The following is a 14,065-nucleotide window of genomic DNA, read 5'->3' on the forward strand; positions in this document are numbered from 1 at the left end:
TTTTGATTTAGCATGGGACTTTCACGGAAGCTATCTTTTTGCCTTGGGTGTCATAATAATGTTTTTCACAATACTGATTCTCCCAGCCGCCAGAGCCTCCACCAAAAATTGGTGTACTACCGCCGCCACTACCGCCACTACCGTCGCCGATACCGCCGCCACTACCGCCGCCACTACCGCCGCCACTACCGCCGCTATCTATAGGTGTTTTAGGTGAGTGAGATAGGTGTTGATCTAGTGCCTCTTCAAGGCAAGTAGAAATGCTTTTCACGCCCGGTTTACTTAGTTGAGAGAGCGTATACCCTTCGAATTTAGTAAACAATGGATTTAATTCGACATCTAACCCTCTAAATTCTTTTATCCATTTTATATTAAATACCACTTTATAATCTGTGCTTGCAGGGATATCAGAGTTGTTAGATAAATCAACTGTAGAATTGAATGTGCGCGATACTTTTTTCCAGCTACCTTGATAAGAAAATCCCGCAGCAAATAGTGAAAAACCAAGTGAATCCATTTCATCGGTTAAGAAAAAAGATTCTGGCTTATTAAAATCGTTGTAAGCTTTTTCATTTAGCTTTGTTTGTAAATCTGAAGCTGTTCTTCCTCCATATGCTGCATTAACTGCGCTTTTTATGTATGAAGGGCATGTTTCAGAATTAGCTTCGTTGATTGACATAAAGCTATTCATGTTGCCGGATGAGCTTCGTACTGGTTGTTGTTTAATTTGCGCTTTAGCTTCTTCTATAAAAGTGGAAAAATTTTTATCTGTTATTTTGACCTTGTTTATAACTGATAAGTCATTACTTGTTGGTGAGGCGTTATGAATATATTTTTCCAGATTAAAAGCTGGTAAGCCTTGGTTGTGATAACCAATTAAAAAAACAAAATGGTTATCGCTTTTTGTATCAGCAATTATTACTTTTTTTTCGTCGGCATAACAAGCTTCATTTCCAAAAGTCATTTCTTGATTGGGGTTAGATGACTCACAACGCATATGTGGTGATTCTTGATTTGCATAGTACTTTGCTTCGCTATAACTACAGCTTTCACACAAATGCAGAGTAATATCTTTTTCTATAGCACATACAGAAGTGCTTGCCAGTGTAAAAAATAAAGAATAAAAATAGATTCGTTTCATCGTAGCTCCTTGCTTTGATTTAATACTTGGTTGTATAACGTTGTTAACATTTAGTTCCCAACATTTATACATTATGTTTTTTTAGTTACATATCAATCAAATAAAGGTCGCAATTTCGTCTAGCGACTTTTTCACTAAGGCATGCTCAGGTATGGTTGCATCTATCCCTGGGTAGCCTGCAATTAGCAGCATGTAAGGGCGCTCATTATCTTTATCACGGCCACAAATTTCGGTTAAAAAGCTCATTGGTTTTGGTGTATGCGTGAGGGTGGCAAGGCCAGCTCTGTGTAGTGCTTGAATTAAAAAGCCGGTTGCTAGGCCAACAGATTCATGAACATAGTAATTGGTATTTTTGTCATCGGCAGAAATACCGCCTTTCTTTTGACTAAACACGGCAATTAGCCAAGGTGCATGCTCAAGGTAGGGCTTACTGGCATCGGTGCCAAGTGGTTTTAAGGCATCTAACCATTCTTCACCCGCGCGACCTTCATAAAATGAGCGCTCTAGTTTTTCAGCGGCTTCTCGAATTTGTTTTTTCACATCGCTGCTGTGTATTGCTACAAAGTGCCAAGGTTGATGATTGGCACCGCTCGGTGCAGTGCCAGCCGCTCTAATACAGGTTTCGATTATTTCTTTTGGCACTGGGCGGTCGCTAAAGCTACGAATACTGTGGCGACGCTGACTCACGGCTAAAAACTCTTCGGCGCGTTTTAGCATCTCGTCATGAGGGTACTCAATAAAGTCATTGAGTGGCTGATTTTTGTGTTCTTGCATGGCTTTTCGCTTCTTGTGTGTTGATGATTTTAATTATGAATATGTTGGTTTCGGCGGTACTCTTTTAATTCATTGCTCAACCAATCTTTTGCATTGAGTAACGACCCATTGCTGAGTCTTACTTTATAGGGCTTACCGCTCCATGAGCTTTTACTCGCCAGATTCTCGATAAACTTTTCGGCAGTTTTTGCATAGCGGGTTGCTTTTCGATACTTCATAGCAAGGTGTTCGGAAGCATCTTGGCTTGAGTGCTCTGTACCGTTGCGAATAAATACGGCATCGCTTTTAGCAACAAAATCAATGAGGTGTTTTATCTCTTGTTCTGGGGTTGCTGCATCACTGAGTTGGCTGATGCTCAATAACATTAATGTGATTAACCAATATCCTCTCATACATAATCTCATAGCGTTTGATGCTCTATCGTCAAGGTTGCAATTATTGGGTTATGATCTGAGCTTGCAAGCTCAGGTACAACGGTAGTTTCTATTTTGACACCACGCACCCATACTTGGTCAAGTGCTAATCCAAATGCTTTGGTGCGCTTATCATCTAAATAAATAGCTTCGTGCAAACCTAGCTGGGTCAATGTTTGCTGTAATAAGGCTTGGCGTTCATCACTCCAGGTATTGAGATCACCGGCAAATACAATAGGGCCTTTGTGCGTTCGCATAATAGCGGCGGCATCGTCGAGCTGTTGCTTAAAGTCACTAACGCCAATCGTAAAGTTAATGGCATGTAGGTTAATACTGAGTAATAACTGTTGATCAGGCAGCGCATACTCCACAATATTGGTGGCTTTTGGGCTACGTAGCCAAGGCTCTTTATGGGTGAGTGTACAATGTACAGTAGCTGGCCAGCGGCTGAGTGTCATAACTCCTGATTGCACGCTGCCGCTCTTATACCCTTTAGCAAAGCGCCAATAGGGTTTGAGCTTTGTAAGCGAAGGTTCTTCGATAGCTTCTTGTAGTAACACAATATCAGCATCGGCATTTAGCTTTTGTAAATCTGTGAGTAAGCCATCTATTTGTGCTTTGTAGATATTCCAACTCAATAACTTGAACTGATAGGGCAAAATATAATGTTCAGCGTAAGTTTGCATGCGGCTTTGCGCTAATTGCTGTTGGCAATTAGCAAGGTTCACAGCGGTTTTGGTTATACCTTGTTGCTCATCAGAGCTAGGATCGCTTGAAAAGCTATACCAAGACAGCACACTTAAACACACAAGTAATAAAAATATACGCAGATATGCCGTCATAATGACCTTTAGTTACTTTCCTTGAGAGTTAGTCGTCGATAGCCTCAGTTTAGTTCAAAGGCTAAATGTTAGAAACTGTAGTATTTCCTACAATTTTTATACGCTTTCTTACCCAAAATGTGTACTCATGTTCTTATACTTACTGAGCTTAACAACTCAGACAAAGGAACTACTCATGAAACAAATGGCCTGTATGCTGCTTGCCTTATCGGTGACAGCGTGTTCATCAGTCACCATAGTGCCAGAAAAAACAACCAATAAATTAGCCACTAAAGCTGATTACCAAGATAGCCGCCCATTCTTTTTGTGGGGCCTTGTTGGTGAAGAGCGCGTTGATGTAAAGGCTATTTGCCAAGATAAAAAAGTTGCCCAAATGCAATCGCAACAAACATTCGCTGATGGCGCATTAGGACTCGTTACACTCGGAATTTATGCTCCTCACACAGTAAAAGTATGGTGTGAGCAACAAGCACAGGAGCAACAACTATGAAAAGCCTACTAGTAACAACTGTGTTAGTAGCAACCTTAAGTGGTTGCACAAATATCTACTTTGATAATGGCAGTGCTGCACAAGCCAATAAAGCGCCTGCAACAGAGCAATGGCATCATAACTTTGCCGCAGCGCTTTACGAAGGTTCAAAGCCTGTCGACTTATCTGAGGAGTGTCCTGATTCCGAATGGCAAACCGTTCACACTTATAAGTCGTTCACCAATGGCTTAGCTGAAGTTGCAGTAAACCAAGTTGGGCCTATTTTGTACCCGAAAACAGTTGAAATAAGCTGCGCTCAAGTACCTTATAAGCCAGACTAGTTATTCATAACGCAGCGCATCAATTGGGTTTAAGCGTGCCGCTTTAATAGCGGGCGCTAAGCCAAACACAATACCAATCAATGAAGTAAAGCCAAATGACAGCATAATCGCCCAACCCGGTATGTAGGCATCTGGCATGCTCGGCACTGATAACGAAATCAGTGCCGCAGCACCATAACCAATCGCTAAACCAATTAAACCACCAAACAGTGATAGCACCACCGCTTCAACTAAAAATTGCAGCATAATAAAGCCAGGTGTTGCACCTAATGCTTTCAAGGTGCCGATCACACGCGTACGTTCTGTTACCGAAACCAGCATGATATTCATCACTCCAATACCACCAACTACCAGGCTGATACCCACTATCCCCGCGGTAATTGCGGTAGCACTTCCGGTAAATTTATCGATATTAGCACGGGCTTTTTCGGCGGTTTCAAATTCAAAGTCGTCATCTTCGCCGTCTTTCAGTTTATGTAATTGACGTAAAATACGGCGAATTTTAGCCAATACTTGCGCTTCGTTAGCATCTTCTTTTAAACGAAACATCATTTGTACATTGGTATCAACACTGCCGCCTTCTAGCGCACTCATGGTACTTATTGGAATATTAATGTAATCGTCTTGGTCAAAACCTAATAAACTACCTTGTTTTTCAGCAACACCAATAATGCGAAACCACTCACCACCGAGTTTGATATATTCACCTACAGGGTTTTCAGGCAGGTTAAGCTTTTCGATAATTGAAGGGCCAATAAACGCCACACGACGGCGTTTTTCATCATCTTCTGCGCGAATAAACCGCCCGAGTTCTGGGTAGGTGCGATAAGCTTTTTGGTAGTCTTGCTCGGTGCCCATTACCCGTGAAGCATGACTTTTATTGCCATACTCTGCTGCACCAGAAAAGCGCCAAGTAAACATTAGCGCAGTAAAGGTTTCGGCTTCTTTCACTCGGGCTTTTAGAGTTAAAAAGTCGCTGTAGGTTAACTTTGCTTGTTGACCTACCATTTCTTTTTCTACGCTAGTGTAAGGTTTTATATTGGTGACATCGGGAGACATATCAGCAAGCTGATCATTAATTTGCTTGGTAAACCCTTGCATCACTGCCACCACGGTCACAACCGCTGCAACACCAATAATAATGCCTAAGCAGGTAAGGGCACTGCGCATCGCATTGGCTTTAATTGCCATCAGTGCGGCTTTTGTACCTTCCATTACAGCGATAGCAGATTTAAACATGTTGTCTTGTTCCTTCGCCTTTTCGGGTATCACTAACAACCTTGCCATCAACTAAGCGAATAACACGTTGGCAGTGATCAGCAATATCTTGTTCATGAGTAACCAAAATGATGGTGTGCCCTTCGTTATGAAGCTCATCAAACAGCGCCATGATTTCAGTGGTGGTTTTACTATCTAAGTTACCGGTAGGCTCATCACCAAGTAGAATGTGGGGCTTAGTAACCAGTGCGCGAGCTATAGCGACACGTTGACGTTGGCCACCAGAAAGCTGGCTCGAAAGGTGATTTACCTTATCGCCAAGACCAACCCGTTGTAATGATTCGAGCGCTTGTTGCTTTCGCTCTTTGGCAGAAATAAATCGATACACTAAGGGCTGCATAACATTTTCAAGGGCGGATGCTCGTGGTAATAAGTTAAAGCTTTGAAAAATAAAGCCAACACTTTCATTACGCTGATGAGCAAGCTCCGTTTCGGTCATGCGCTTTACTAGCTTATCTTTTAAATAGTAGTCACCACTGGTGGGAGTATCTAAGCAGCCAAGCAAGTTCATCAGGGTTGATTTACCTGAGCCTGAAGGGCCAATAATGGCAACATACTCATTTTGTGCAATTTCAATATTAATATCATCAAGGGCTTTGAAAACTTGTTCGCCCATTTTGTATTGTTTATTGATATTACTGAGTTTGATCACCGCAGACATTAGTTAGCACCTTTTTCAGGGCTGTTTTTAACGGCTACCGTATCACCCTCTTTTAGTGAGCTAAGTGGTCTAGCTGGGCCGATAACAATACGATCTCCTTTTGCAACACCGCTGGTTAGTGCTTGTTCGATATCTGAAGAAATACCTACCGTAACAGCTGTTTTAGTTACTGTATTATCTGCATTAAGCTTCCAGACAAAGTAGCTATCATCCTCTTTTTGAATAGCTTCAATAGGCAGTTTTAAGCCATTTTCGGCAATGCTTGTGGCGATTTCTGCGCGGCAGCTCATTCCGGCATAAAGCTGGCGGTCAGTGGCATCAAGCAGTACTTTGACTTTAAATGATAAGCCCTGAGAACCGGCTTGATTTTTTGCTGATGTGCCAATGTTTATTACTTTGCCAGTGAAAGGTTGATTTGGGTAAGCGGCGGCATAGATATCTGCATGTTGGTCTAATTTGATACCGGCAATATCGGTCTCATCCACTCGAAGCTCGGCTAATATTGCGCTTGGATCAGCTACTAGCATCAAGTCTGAGCCAATAATGTTAGTTGTTCCCGCAATAACAGTTTCACCTTCTTTAATATTTACCGAAGCAAGTAGGCCACTCATTGGAGCGCGAAACACGCTTTTATTTAAACGGTCTTCAGCAATCAATAACGATGCTTGGGCTTGGTTGTAAGCTTCACGTTTTGCTTCAATATCTATTTTTGCTAGATCGCGGGCATTTTGTAGGTTTTCATATACTTCTTGGCCTGCAAGGCCAACTTCATAAAGCTCTTTCTGGCGGCTTAGTTGACGCTCGATATTTTTCAATCGGGTTTCGCTATGCTTAATATCGATTTCGGTCGCGCGAAGCACGGCCTTGTTGCGTGCAACTTCAGATTCAAACGCGGTCGTATCTAGGCGCATTAAAATATCGCCCTCAGTGACACTTTCGCCTTCTTCAACAAACACTTTCGCTACACGGCCTGTCACTTCTGAGCGCAGTTGCACTTGGGTATTAAACACTAGGTTGCCAGAGGCTAAAATTGAATCGGCAATATTGCCTTGTTCAACTTCTGCAATATGCATTTCTGGTGCATCTTTATTGCCTGTGACTTGTTTTGAAATAAGTAAAGCGACAAATGCCGTAACAGCGAGGCCAATAATAATGGCTTTTTTCATGTTACTTCCTTGGTATTTAAGAGCGGCATATTGCCGCTCAAAGCAGAATTAAACGAGAGCGATTACAGTCCAAATACCGTAAATAACAATACTTGGTAGAGCTGCAAACAGTAGCGCTTTATTGAAAGTGAAATTAGTCCAGCTCTTTAAACCGATAGCTGCGATGAAAATACCCCAAATAGAAAAGATATTGAGACTTTCAAGTAAGGTGTAGAATGGGTGGCCAATTTCTAAACCAATTAAAAGTTGGTTAATCGAAGCATAGTTAAATAACGTCTGTGAGATTTGGTCGGTACTCGCAGTTAATACTAAGATGAGTAAACCAAGACTTGAGATAATCATTGGCATCATGGTCCACACACCAAAGCCATACCACGCACCATAACCGTAGTTAGCTTCTGGATCTTGCTTAGATACAAATAGGTAGTAGCCTGCCATTAGAGCATTAATAACAGCCAAACCAATGATGCCACCAAACATAGCAAACCATACTTGCATATCTATGGTTTGCTCCATGCTTTGGCGAATCATTTTTTGTTCTGCAATGGTGGCATCAACACTGGCGGCTGCCACTTGTTGATCGATTAAAAACTGCGGGTCAGCTTTATTGTAAAAAGCAAACATGCTGGCAGCGAGGATGCCGGCAAGTAAAATAAAGGCAACAAAAGACCAACCTTTTGCTTCCTTTAAACCATTAAAGGCTTTGCTCGGGCTGATAAAAATATCAACCAATGCGGTCATGACATTTGATGATTTCATTTTTTATTCCTTGTTTTATAACATTTGTTTTTAGGTACTAAAATATCCTGTTTAGTAACAAATTAGCAATTTGTTTTGTAACTGTATGTTAACAGCTGTGATTAGTAAATCTGTGATATGGTTAAAGGATTAATTTGAGTCGAATTTATTAGGAATAGTAGGTCGTTATGGTGAATAGCAATGGTCGTTGTATTGATGAGTTGGTATTAGGATTCTGGCGCTTGTTAGATTGGCAGATAACGCCACAGCAATGCTTAAGTTTTTTAGAAAATGCAATTGAGATGGGTGTGTCACATACCGATCATGCTGACATCTATGGTGAATACGGTTGTGAAGCCGAATTTGGTAAAGCACTTAAACTAAAACCAAGTATTCGTGATGAAATCAAAATAATCACTAAATGTGGTATTAAGCCTGCGTTTGCCAGCCTAGGATTACAAGGCAAAGCAAACCATTATGATTCAAGTGCCGCGCATATAATTGCCTCAGCACAGCAGTCACTTAAAAACTTTAACACTGATCGTTTAGATGTATTACTTATCCATCGCCCTGATTACTTAATGAACGCCGATGAAATGGCACAAGCATTTAATACCTTAAAAGCAAATGGTGACGTGATTGATTTTGGTGTATCTAATTTTACCCCATCGCAACTTAGCTTATTGCAGTCGCGTTTAGATTTTGAGCTTGTGACTAATCAAATTGAGTTTTCACCTTACGAAATGAAAGCCCTTGATGATGGTAGCTTAGACCAATGCCAATTGCTCGATATCAAACCTATGCTTTGGTCACCATTAGCTGGGGGTCGTATATTCTCAAGTGATGATGAAAAAGCGGTGCGTTTACGTGCAGTGTTGGAGCAAGTTGGTGCTGAAATTGGCGCCACAGCCATTGATCAAGTTGTTTATGCTTGGCTGTTAATGCACCCAAGTGCACCGTCTGTGGTACTTGGTACGGGTAATATTGAGCGTGTTAAATCAGCTGTTGAAGCTAAGCAGCTTACTATGAACCGTGAACAATGGTATCGCATTTGGCAAGGCTCAACCGGTCATAGTGTGCCTTAACGAATAGCCCAAAACGAGAAAAGGGCCTTAACGGCCCTTCGTGTTGCAGCAAGTAACACATTCTTTATAAAGTGAAGTCAACCGCGTAAGCGACGTACACTTTTACATCTGAACCATCAATGTCGTTGTCTGAAAGACCGAAAGTAAAGCCGTCTTTCGACACTGAAACACCGTAGTCGATGATGTCATCATCACCAATGAAATCCCCTGAGTAATGACCTAAGTGAAGGGCCATTTCTGTACCGGTACTGCCAACTGGGAAACTGTAGTCAGCATTTAAATATAGAGAGTCACCAAAATCTGTACCGTCACCGCTTGCTGCTGATGTTGCTAGGACTGCTGCACCAAAGGTGAAGCTACCCATGCTAATGCTACCGTAGATTTCTGAGAAGTCTGCATCTGTGTAAGACGCTGCATCTGGGTATGCATAATAAATGTAGCCAACATCGTAGCTAAAGGTTTCATTGATTTCACCGCCAAAACCAGCATAAAGGTCTAGCTCGTAAGTCATGTCGTCAGCCCAGCTAGCATTCGATACCCAAGTACCCGCATAAAAGCCAGATTCACTTGCGTAGTCGATACCACCTTGGATTGCAGCATCACCACCGCCTTGCTCTTGACCACGCCATAAGTAGTTCGAAGTTGCCGCAGCGTTTGCTGTAACTTCTGCATAGCTATATGTTGAGCTCAAAGTTAATAGCGCAAGGGCGCTTGCTGCGACCGTTTTTTTTAGTTTTAGCATGTTTCTGTATCCTGTTGTTATGTTGATTTTGTCCCATTTTCAGATTGCAGTCTGGTTATTATTTGAGGACATTTTCTATGTGTTGTCTGGATACGATGTTGCACTGGTTGTGCCAAGTTAATTTCGAACGGGATATTTTATGCTTAAAGGCTTTAAAAACAGGCTTTTAAACTTGTTTAGTTGTGAAAAGGATGGTTATTTGAATTGTTCATGCGCACATGTGTGGTGCAAAAAATAACCCGGTTGCACAATTGCGAAGCAACCGGGTTTTGCTTATTTGAGAGTAACTTAGCCGAAAATTGCACGTATTAGAGTAATGGTTTCTTCAACACTGCGGCCTTTTTCAACTTCACTGATGATTGAATCGCGCTTAGCTTTGATATGTTCAGGGATATCATCACTTGCTAATGCTCGGTCCACCAGTATCTCTGCTGATTCTTTGCCACGGCGTACGGTCTTTTTACCTGCTGAGCTTGTGGTACTCTTAGGTTTGTTTAACAACTTAATATAGTTAGAGTTATCAGCGGTACTTTTATCTGCATAATAAAAGAAGCTAGGCAATAGGGCTTTGATTTCAACCAGAGATTGTTCAAGCTCATTTGCTGCACTGGCCATTTTGAACCAAGGCATGCTATGTATTGCTTCGACAACATCTTGCCAGTAGCGCTCAAAATCACGGTTATTAAGCTTAGTAATGCCTAATGCCGCACAAAGGGCATCAAGTTTACTATTTACGATTGGTGTAAACACGTCAGGTCGGCGCATCGCAAGCAAGCGAGTAGCAGGAGCAAGCGTTGGCTTTTCATCGCTGCCATTAAATGCCATGAAGTAAGCAACCATAAAATGCTGATAATGTTCTTGCGTTACTTCACCCTCAAGTGGAATGTGTACAAGCGCCTCATCGAATGCACCTGGCAAATCACTCAACATTTGGTGGAAACCTTTTGCGTTCTTAGTAGAAGCAAACCATTCAACGTCGAAGTTATAGCTGCTTGGATCAAGCGAGGCACTGTGTTTACCTGAAAACGCTAAACGGTCTTCTGGGATCATCTCTTTTAGGGATTGCGATTTAATTGCGGCAATGTAATTAGCTAAGCGTAGTTGCTCATCAAGGGCTACAAGCTCTTTATGCTGCTCGACGAAGCCTGCAATAACAGGCCATGGCGCAACCCTTAATGTTTTTAACTGCAAAAAACTGATTGCAGAAATTAATAAGTCATGAAGTTTTTTAAGAGTGGGTAATTGCTTATCTTCTAACAGATCGTAGTTAATGCGATCACGGCTTGCACTTAATAGCTCATAGCACCAACCTAAAAAGTCTTCAGGGTGGTTTTCTACTTTAACTGCCATAAGGTTTAAGCTGATATCAGAGGCTTGCTTGAGGATATTTTGATAAATTTGACTTTCTTGCTCGCCAAGCGCCATTTTTGACGGTGAAATAAGCAGTTTCTTCATGCTTAATCGATACTCCAGTTTTGACCAAATTGGGTTGTTTAATTTTAGTACACAGGGTGCAAAAACAACAGGGTCGTGCATCATACCGAAGTAATGGAATGATGCAATCTTACTGATAATTTATAAGTAAGATTGCGGCTGATGTGGTTTATTAATCATTGTCATCGAGTGTAAATAATTGCTCAACACTGAGTTCAAAGTGAGTAGCAATTTTTAACGCGATAATCACCGAGGGTATAAAGCGGCCGGTTTCAACTGTGCTGATGGTTTTACGTGATACTGCAATGGCATCAGCAAGTTCTTGCTGCGATAACCCCTTATCTTTACGAAATTTAGCGATATTATTTTGCACTTTTATACCTAGTCTCTACTTTGCCAAAGAATTGATACGCCATATATCAAACACATCAAAGCAAGGTAAAATGTGGCCATCATGCTATGAGATACATTTAAAGCAAGTTCATCAGACAATAAAAAAATAGCCCCCATGCTAAAAAGCAATCCAAGCACTACATGTTTATAAGCGATGGTATCAATCGTATTTAAAAATTCATCCTTATACGTAAGGCGATAACCAAGTTTCCATGTAAATCCCCCTCTAATTACAAACATAAAGAAAGATCCTAAAAATGCGGTACCGCCAATAAACAGTAACGGTGCTGATGTTTGCTTGAGCATTGGGTAAACACTAATAATTAATAACGTGACTCCCATGAATATTGAAAACCATGCGTTATGACTCATAAACTTTTCTTCTGTTTTGATATCTTGCTTAGACATAATCGTTTCCTTTTATTTTAAACTCAAATGTAACCTACAGGTATCAATGTAACCCTAAGGTATCATGCGGTCAAGATTTTTTTGTAACCTATAGGTATCAAATGGTTTCAGCGCTGATTCATATTCTTGTACCTAAGCTTGTTCACAAACCTTTTTATGTGTTGGGCAATGCAATTGCGCCTAACTCCCGCTATGATAAGAACATTGTTTGCCCATTTTTAAGGATGATTATGAAAACCTTACTGAAAATCGTTGGTGTCATCTTCGTATTACTGATTACATTGGTAGTCGCAGCACCATTCCTAATACCTACAGACGCGATATTTAATAAAGTATCGGAGCAAGTAGAACAAACCACAGGTCGTAGTCTGACTATTAATGGCGATAAAAAGCTGTCGGTATTTCCATCATTAAAACTCGAATTGAATGATGTGCACTTTGCCAATATGCAAACAGGCTCACAAAAAGATATGGCAAGCATGCAGCAACTTGCTATCCGTATCCCGTGGATGTCGTTATTTGGCGGTGAGTTTAAACTTGATAAATTCGTTATTAACGAACCAACAATTTTGTTAGAAACCGATAAAAATGGTAAAGCAAACTGGCAATTATTTGATGCGGTTGCTGAGCAACCACAGACAGAGCAGCAAAAGAGTTCTGGCGCTGTTAACTTACCAGATAACTTTGACATCGAACTTGGTGAAGTAGCAATCTACGGTGGTACTTTCACTTATCTAGATGGTAAAACCGGGGCAAAGCAACAGATAAGCGATTTAGAATTAGCAATCCTATTACCTTCTCTTCGTAAGACCTTAGAGTTAAAAGGCGGTATTACCTATATGGGTGAGCGCTTTGATTTAGATGTCACGCTAGATACACCTGTTAAAGCGATTGAAGGCGAAACCTTTAATGTAAGCACTGAGGTTGATTCACGTTTAGTCGATTTGAATTTTAAAGGTGCAATTGCAGAAATGGGTAATGACGTGCAAGGGCTTCTTTCTGTCAGTGGTGACTCAGTGAAAAATATTGCGAGCTGGCAAGGTGTTGAACTTAATGCAAAAGAAACTGCGTTTAATGCCTTTAATGTAAAAGGGTCAATGCATCTAAAAGGGCAGCAGTTTAAGCTTACAGAGCTACTTGCCACCCTAGATGAGCTGCAAATTAAAGGTAAAAGCGATATTAAGCTTGGTGATCGTTTAGCTGTGAATGCCGATATTGATTTAGGTATGCTTGATCTAAACCCTTACCTACCAGAGGGCGTAGCTAAAGAAGAGCAAGCAGAGCCTGCAGCAGATGCGCCAGCACAACCAATTGTTTGGGATGATACTGCAATTGATATGAGCGGCTTAAATGCACTTGATGCAAATGTAGTCGTGCGTTCAAGTGGCTTAAAAGCCAATGATATTACCCTTGGTGAAAACCAGTTAACGGTGAACCTAAAAAATGCCGTGGCTAAAATCAGTCTAGACAAGTTTGTTGCTTATGAGGGCAATGGTAAAGGTGTGATAACCGTTAACGCCAAGCAAACACCTTATAAAATTAGTACTAACTTTTCTTTAGATAAAATTGATGCGCAGCCATTACTGACTGATGCGGCTGGTTTCGATAAGTTAATGGGTAAAGGTTCTCTAAACTGGGATCTAACGACCACAGGCCAAAGCCAAAAGAGCTTTATAAATGCTTTAAATGGTAAGTTAGGCTTTGAGTTTGCCGATGGTGCAGTAAAAGGGGCCAACATTGCAGAGATGGTTCGTAAAGCAAAAGAGCTTATCAAAGGTAACTTAAGCGCAGTATCAGAAGGTTTAGATACAGGCTTTGATAACTCACAGCAAACAGACTTCTCGGCATTGCAGGGCAGTTTTGTATTCACTAACGGTGTTGGTGAAAATAAAGATCTGTCGCTACTTAGCCCGCTTATTCGTATTACTGGCTCAGGTAAAGTTGATTTACCTATGACGAATGTAGACTATCGCTTGGTAACGGGGATTGTTGATTCAATCGAAGGACAAGGCACGACCGATGATAGTACAGGCTTTAAAATTCCACTGCGTATCAAAGGCCCATTCCATGATGTTGGTTATAGCTTAGATGTCAGTGATGCGGCGAAAGAAGAAGTCAAAGAAAAAGCTAAAGATAAAATCAAAGACAAATTAAAAGGTCTATTTGGTAATTAATAAAAA

Annotated in this window: 16 protein-coding genes; 4 read left to right on the forward strand and 12 right to left on the reverse strand. The window is 41.1% G+C overall.

All coding sequences use genetic code 11. From position 1 onward, the window contains the following. Positions 1-7: 7 nt before the first annotated feature. From L1D51_RS05820 to L1D51_RS05835, 4 genes are all read right to left on the reverse strand, one after another. The gene (locus tag L1D51_RS05820; protein WP_239963183.1) at positions 8-1,141 is read right to left on the reverse strand and encodes a hypothetical protein; all 1,134 of its coding nucleotides are present in this window, start codon (positions 1,139-1,141) and stop codon (positions 8-10) included. 96 nt (positions 1,142-1,237) lie between these two features. Next, positions 1,238-1,915, reverse strand: coding sequence for a nitroreductase family protein (locus L1D51_RS05825; protein ID WP_239963184.1), 678 nt, complete (start codon positions 1,913-1,915; stop codon positions 1,238-1,240). A 29-nt stretch (positions 1,916-1,944) separates the two neighbouring features. Continuing rightward, a complete protein-coding gene (locus L1D51_RS05830; protein ID WP_239963185.1) occupies positions 1,945-2,307 on the reverse strand; it encodes a YfeK family protein in 363 nt (120 codons plus the stop codon). A gap of 8 nt (positions 2,308-2,315) precedes the next feature. Further along, a complete protein-coding gene (locus L1D51_RS05835) occupies positions 2,316-3,170 on the reverse strand; it encodes an endonuclease/exonuclease/phosphatase family protein (protein WP_239963186.1) in 855 nt (284 codons plus the stop codon). Between the two features lie 175 nt (positions 3,171-3,345). On the opposite strand from L1D51_RS05835, the gene L1D51_RS05840 reads away from it, so the two are divergent. After that, positions 3,346-3,660, forward strand: a complete 315-nt coding sequence (locus L1D51_RS05840; RefSeq protein WP_054554401.1) for a Bor family protein — start codon at positions 3,346-3,348, stop codon at positions 3,658-3,660. Then, positions 3,657-3,980, forward strand: coding sequence for a Bor family protein (locus tag L1D51_RS05845; RefSeq protein WP_239963187.1), 324 nt, complete (start codon positions 3,657-3,659; stop codon positions 3,978-3,980). The genes L1D51_RS05840 and L1D51_RS05845 overlap by 4 nt, the downstream gene beginning before the upstream one ends. Here the strand turns inward: L1D51_RS05845 and L1D51_RS05850 are convergent, their stop codons facing one another. From L1D51_RS05850 to L1D51_RS05865, 4 genes are read right to left on the reverse strand one after another with little or no spacing between them, the layout of a single operon-like run. Next, a complete protein-coding gene (locus tag L1D51_RS05850) occupies positions 3,981-5,219 on the reverse strand; it encodes an ABC transporter permease (RefSeq protein WP_239963188.1) in 1,239 nt (412 codons plus the stop codon). Next, the gene (locus L1D51_RS05855; RefSeq protein WP_054562823.1) at positions 5,212-5,919 is read right to left on the reverse strand and encodes an ABC transporter ATP-binding protein; all 708 of its coding nucleotides are present in this window, start codon (positions 5,917-5,919) and stop codon (positions 5,212-5,214) included. The genes L1D51_RS05850 and L1D51_RS05855 overlap by 8 nt, the downstream gene beginning before the upstream one ends. Further along, the gene (locus L1D51_RS05860) at positions 5,919-7,085 is read right to left on the reverse strand and encodes an efflux RND transporter periplasmic adaptor subunit (protein WP_058586181.1); all 1,167 of its coding nucleotides are present in this window, start codon (positions 7,083-7,085) and stop codon (positions 5,919-5,921) included. Before L1D51_RS05860 ends, L1D51_RS05855 begins: the two co-directional genes overlap by 1 nt. Positions 7,086-7,133: 48 nt before the next feature. Next, the gene (locus L1D51_RS05865; RefSeq protein WP_054554396.1) at positions 7,134-7,844 is read right to left on the reverse strand and encodes a YIP1 family protein; all 711 of its coding nucleotides are present in this window, start codon (positions 7,842-7,844) and stop codon (positions 7,134-7,136) included. A 170-nt stretch (positions 7,845-8,014) separates the two neighbouring features. On the opposite strand from L1D51_RS05865, the gene L1D51_RS05870 reads away from it, so the two are divergent. Then, positions 8,015-8,908, forward strand: coding sequence for an aldo/keto reductase (locus L1D51_RS05870; RefSeq protein WP_054563032.1), 894 nt, complete (start codon positions 8,015-8,017; stop codon positions 8,906-8,908). A gap of 64 nt (positions 8,909-8,972) precedes the next feature. On the opposite strand, the gene L1D51_RS05875 is transcribed toward L1D51_RS05870, so the two are convergent. From L1D51_RS05875 to L1D51_RS05890, 4 genes are all read right to left on the reverse strand, one after another. Beyond that, positions 8,973-9,650 carry a TorF family putative porin gene (locus L1D51_RS05875; RefSeq protein ID WP_239963189.1) on the reverse strand — a complete coding sequence of 226 codons (678 nt, stop codon included), beginning with the start codon at positions 9,648-9,650 and terminating at the stop codon, positions 8,973-8,975. A 288-nt stretch (positions 9,651-9,938) separates the two neighbouring features. Beyond that, entirely contained in the window at positions 9,939-11,105 is a 1,167-nt protein-coding gene (locus L1D51_RS05880; protein ID WP_239963190.1) for a hypothetical protein, read from the reverse strand. Between the two features lie 151 nt (positions 11,106-11,256). Next, positions 11,257-11,457, reverse strand: coding sequence for a helix-turn-helix transcriptional regulator (locus L1D51_RS05885; protein ID WP_054562820.1), 201 nt, complete (start codon positions 11,455-11,457; stop codon positions 11,257-11,259). Positions 11,458-11,465: 8 nt separating this feature from the next. Next, positions 11,466-11,885, reverse strand: coding sequence for a hypothetical protein (locus L1D51_RS05890; RefSeq protein ID WP_055198628.1), 420 nt, complete (start codon positions 11,883-11,885; stop codon positions 11,466-11,468). Between the two features lie 230 nt (positions 11,886-12,115). On the opposite strand from L1D51_RS05890, the gene L1D51_RS05895 reads away from it, so the two are divergent. Then, the gene (locus L1D51_RS05895; RefSeq protein WP_239963191.1) at positions 12,116-14,059 is read left to right on the forward strand and encodes an AsmA family protein; all 1,944 of its coding nucleotides are present in this window, start codon (positions 12,116-12,118) and stop codon (positions 14,057-14,059) included. The last annotated feature ends 6 nt before the right edge of the window (positions 14,060-14,065 follow it).

It is taken from the genome of Pseudoalteromonas shioyasakiensis, from assembly GCF_022398475.1.
Lineage (GTDB): Bacteria > Pseudomonadota > Gammaproteobacteria > Enterobacterales > Alteromonadaceae > Pseudoalteromonas.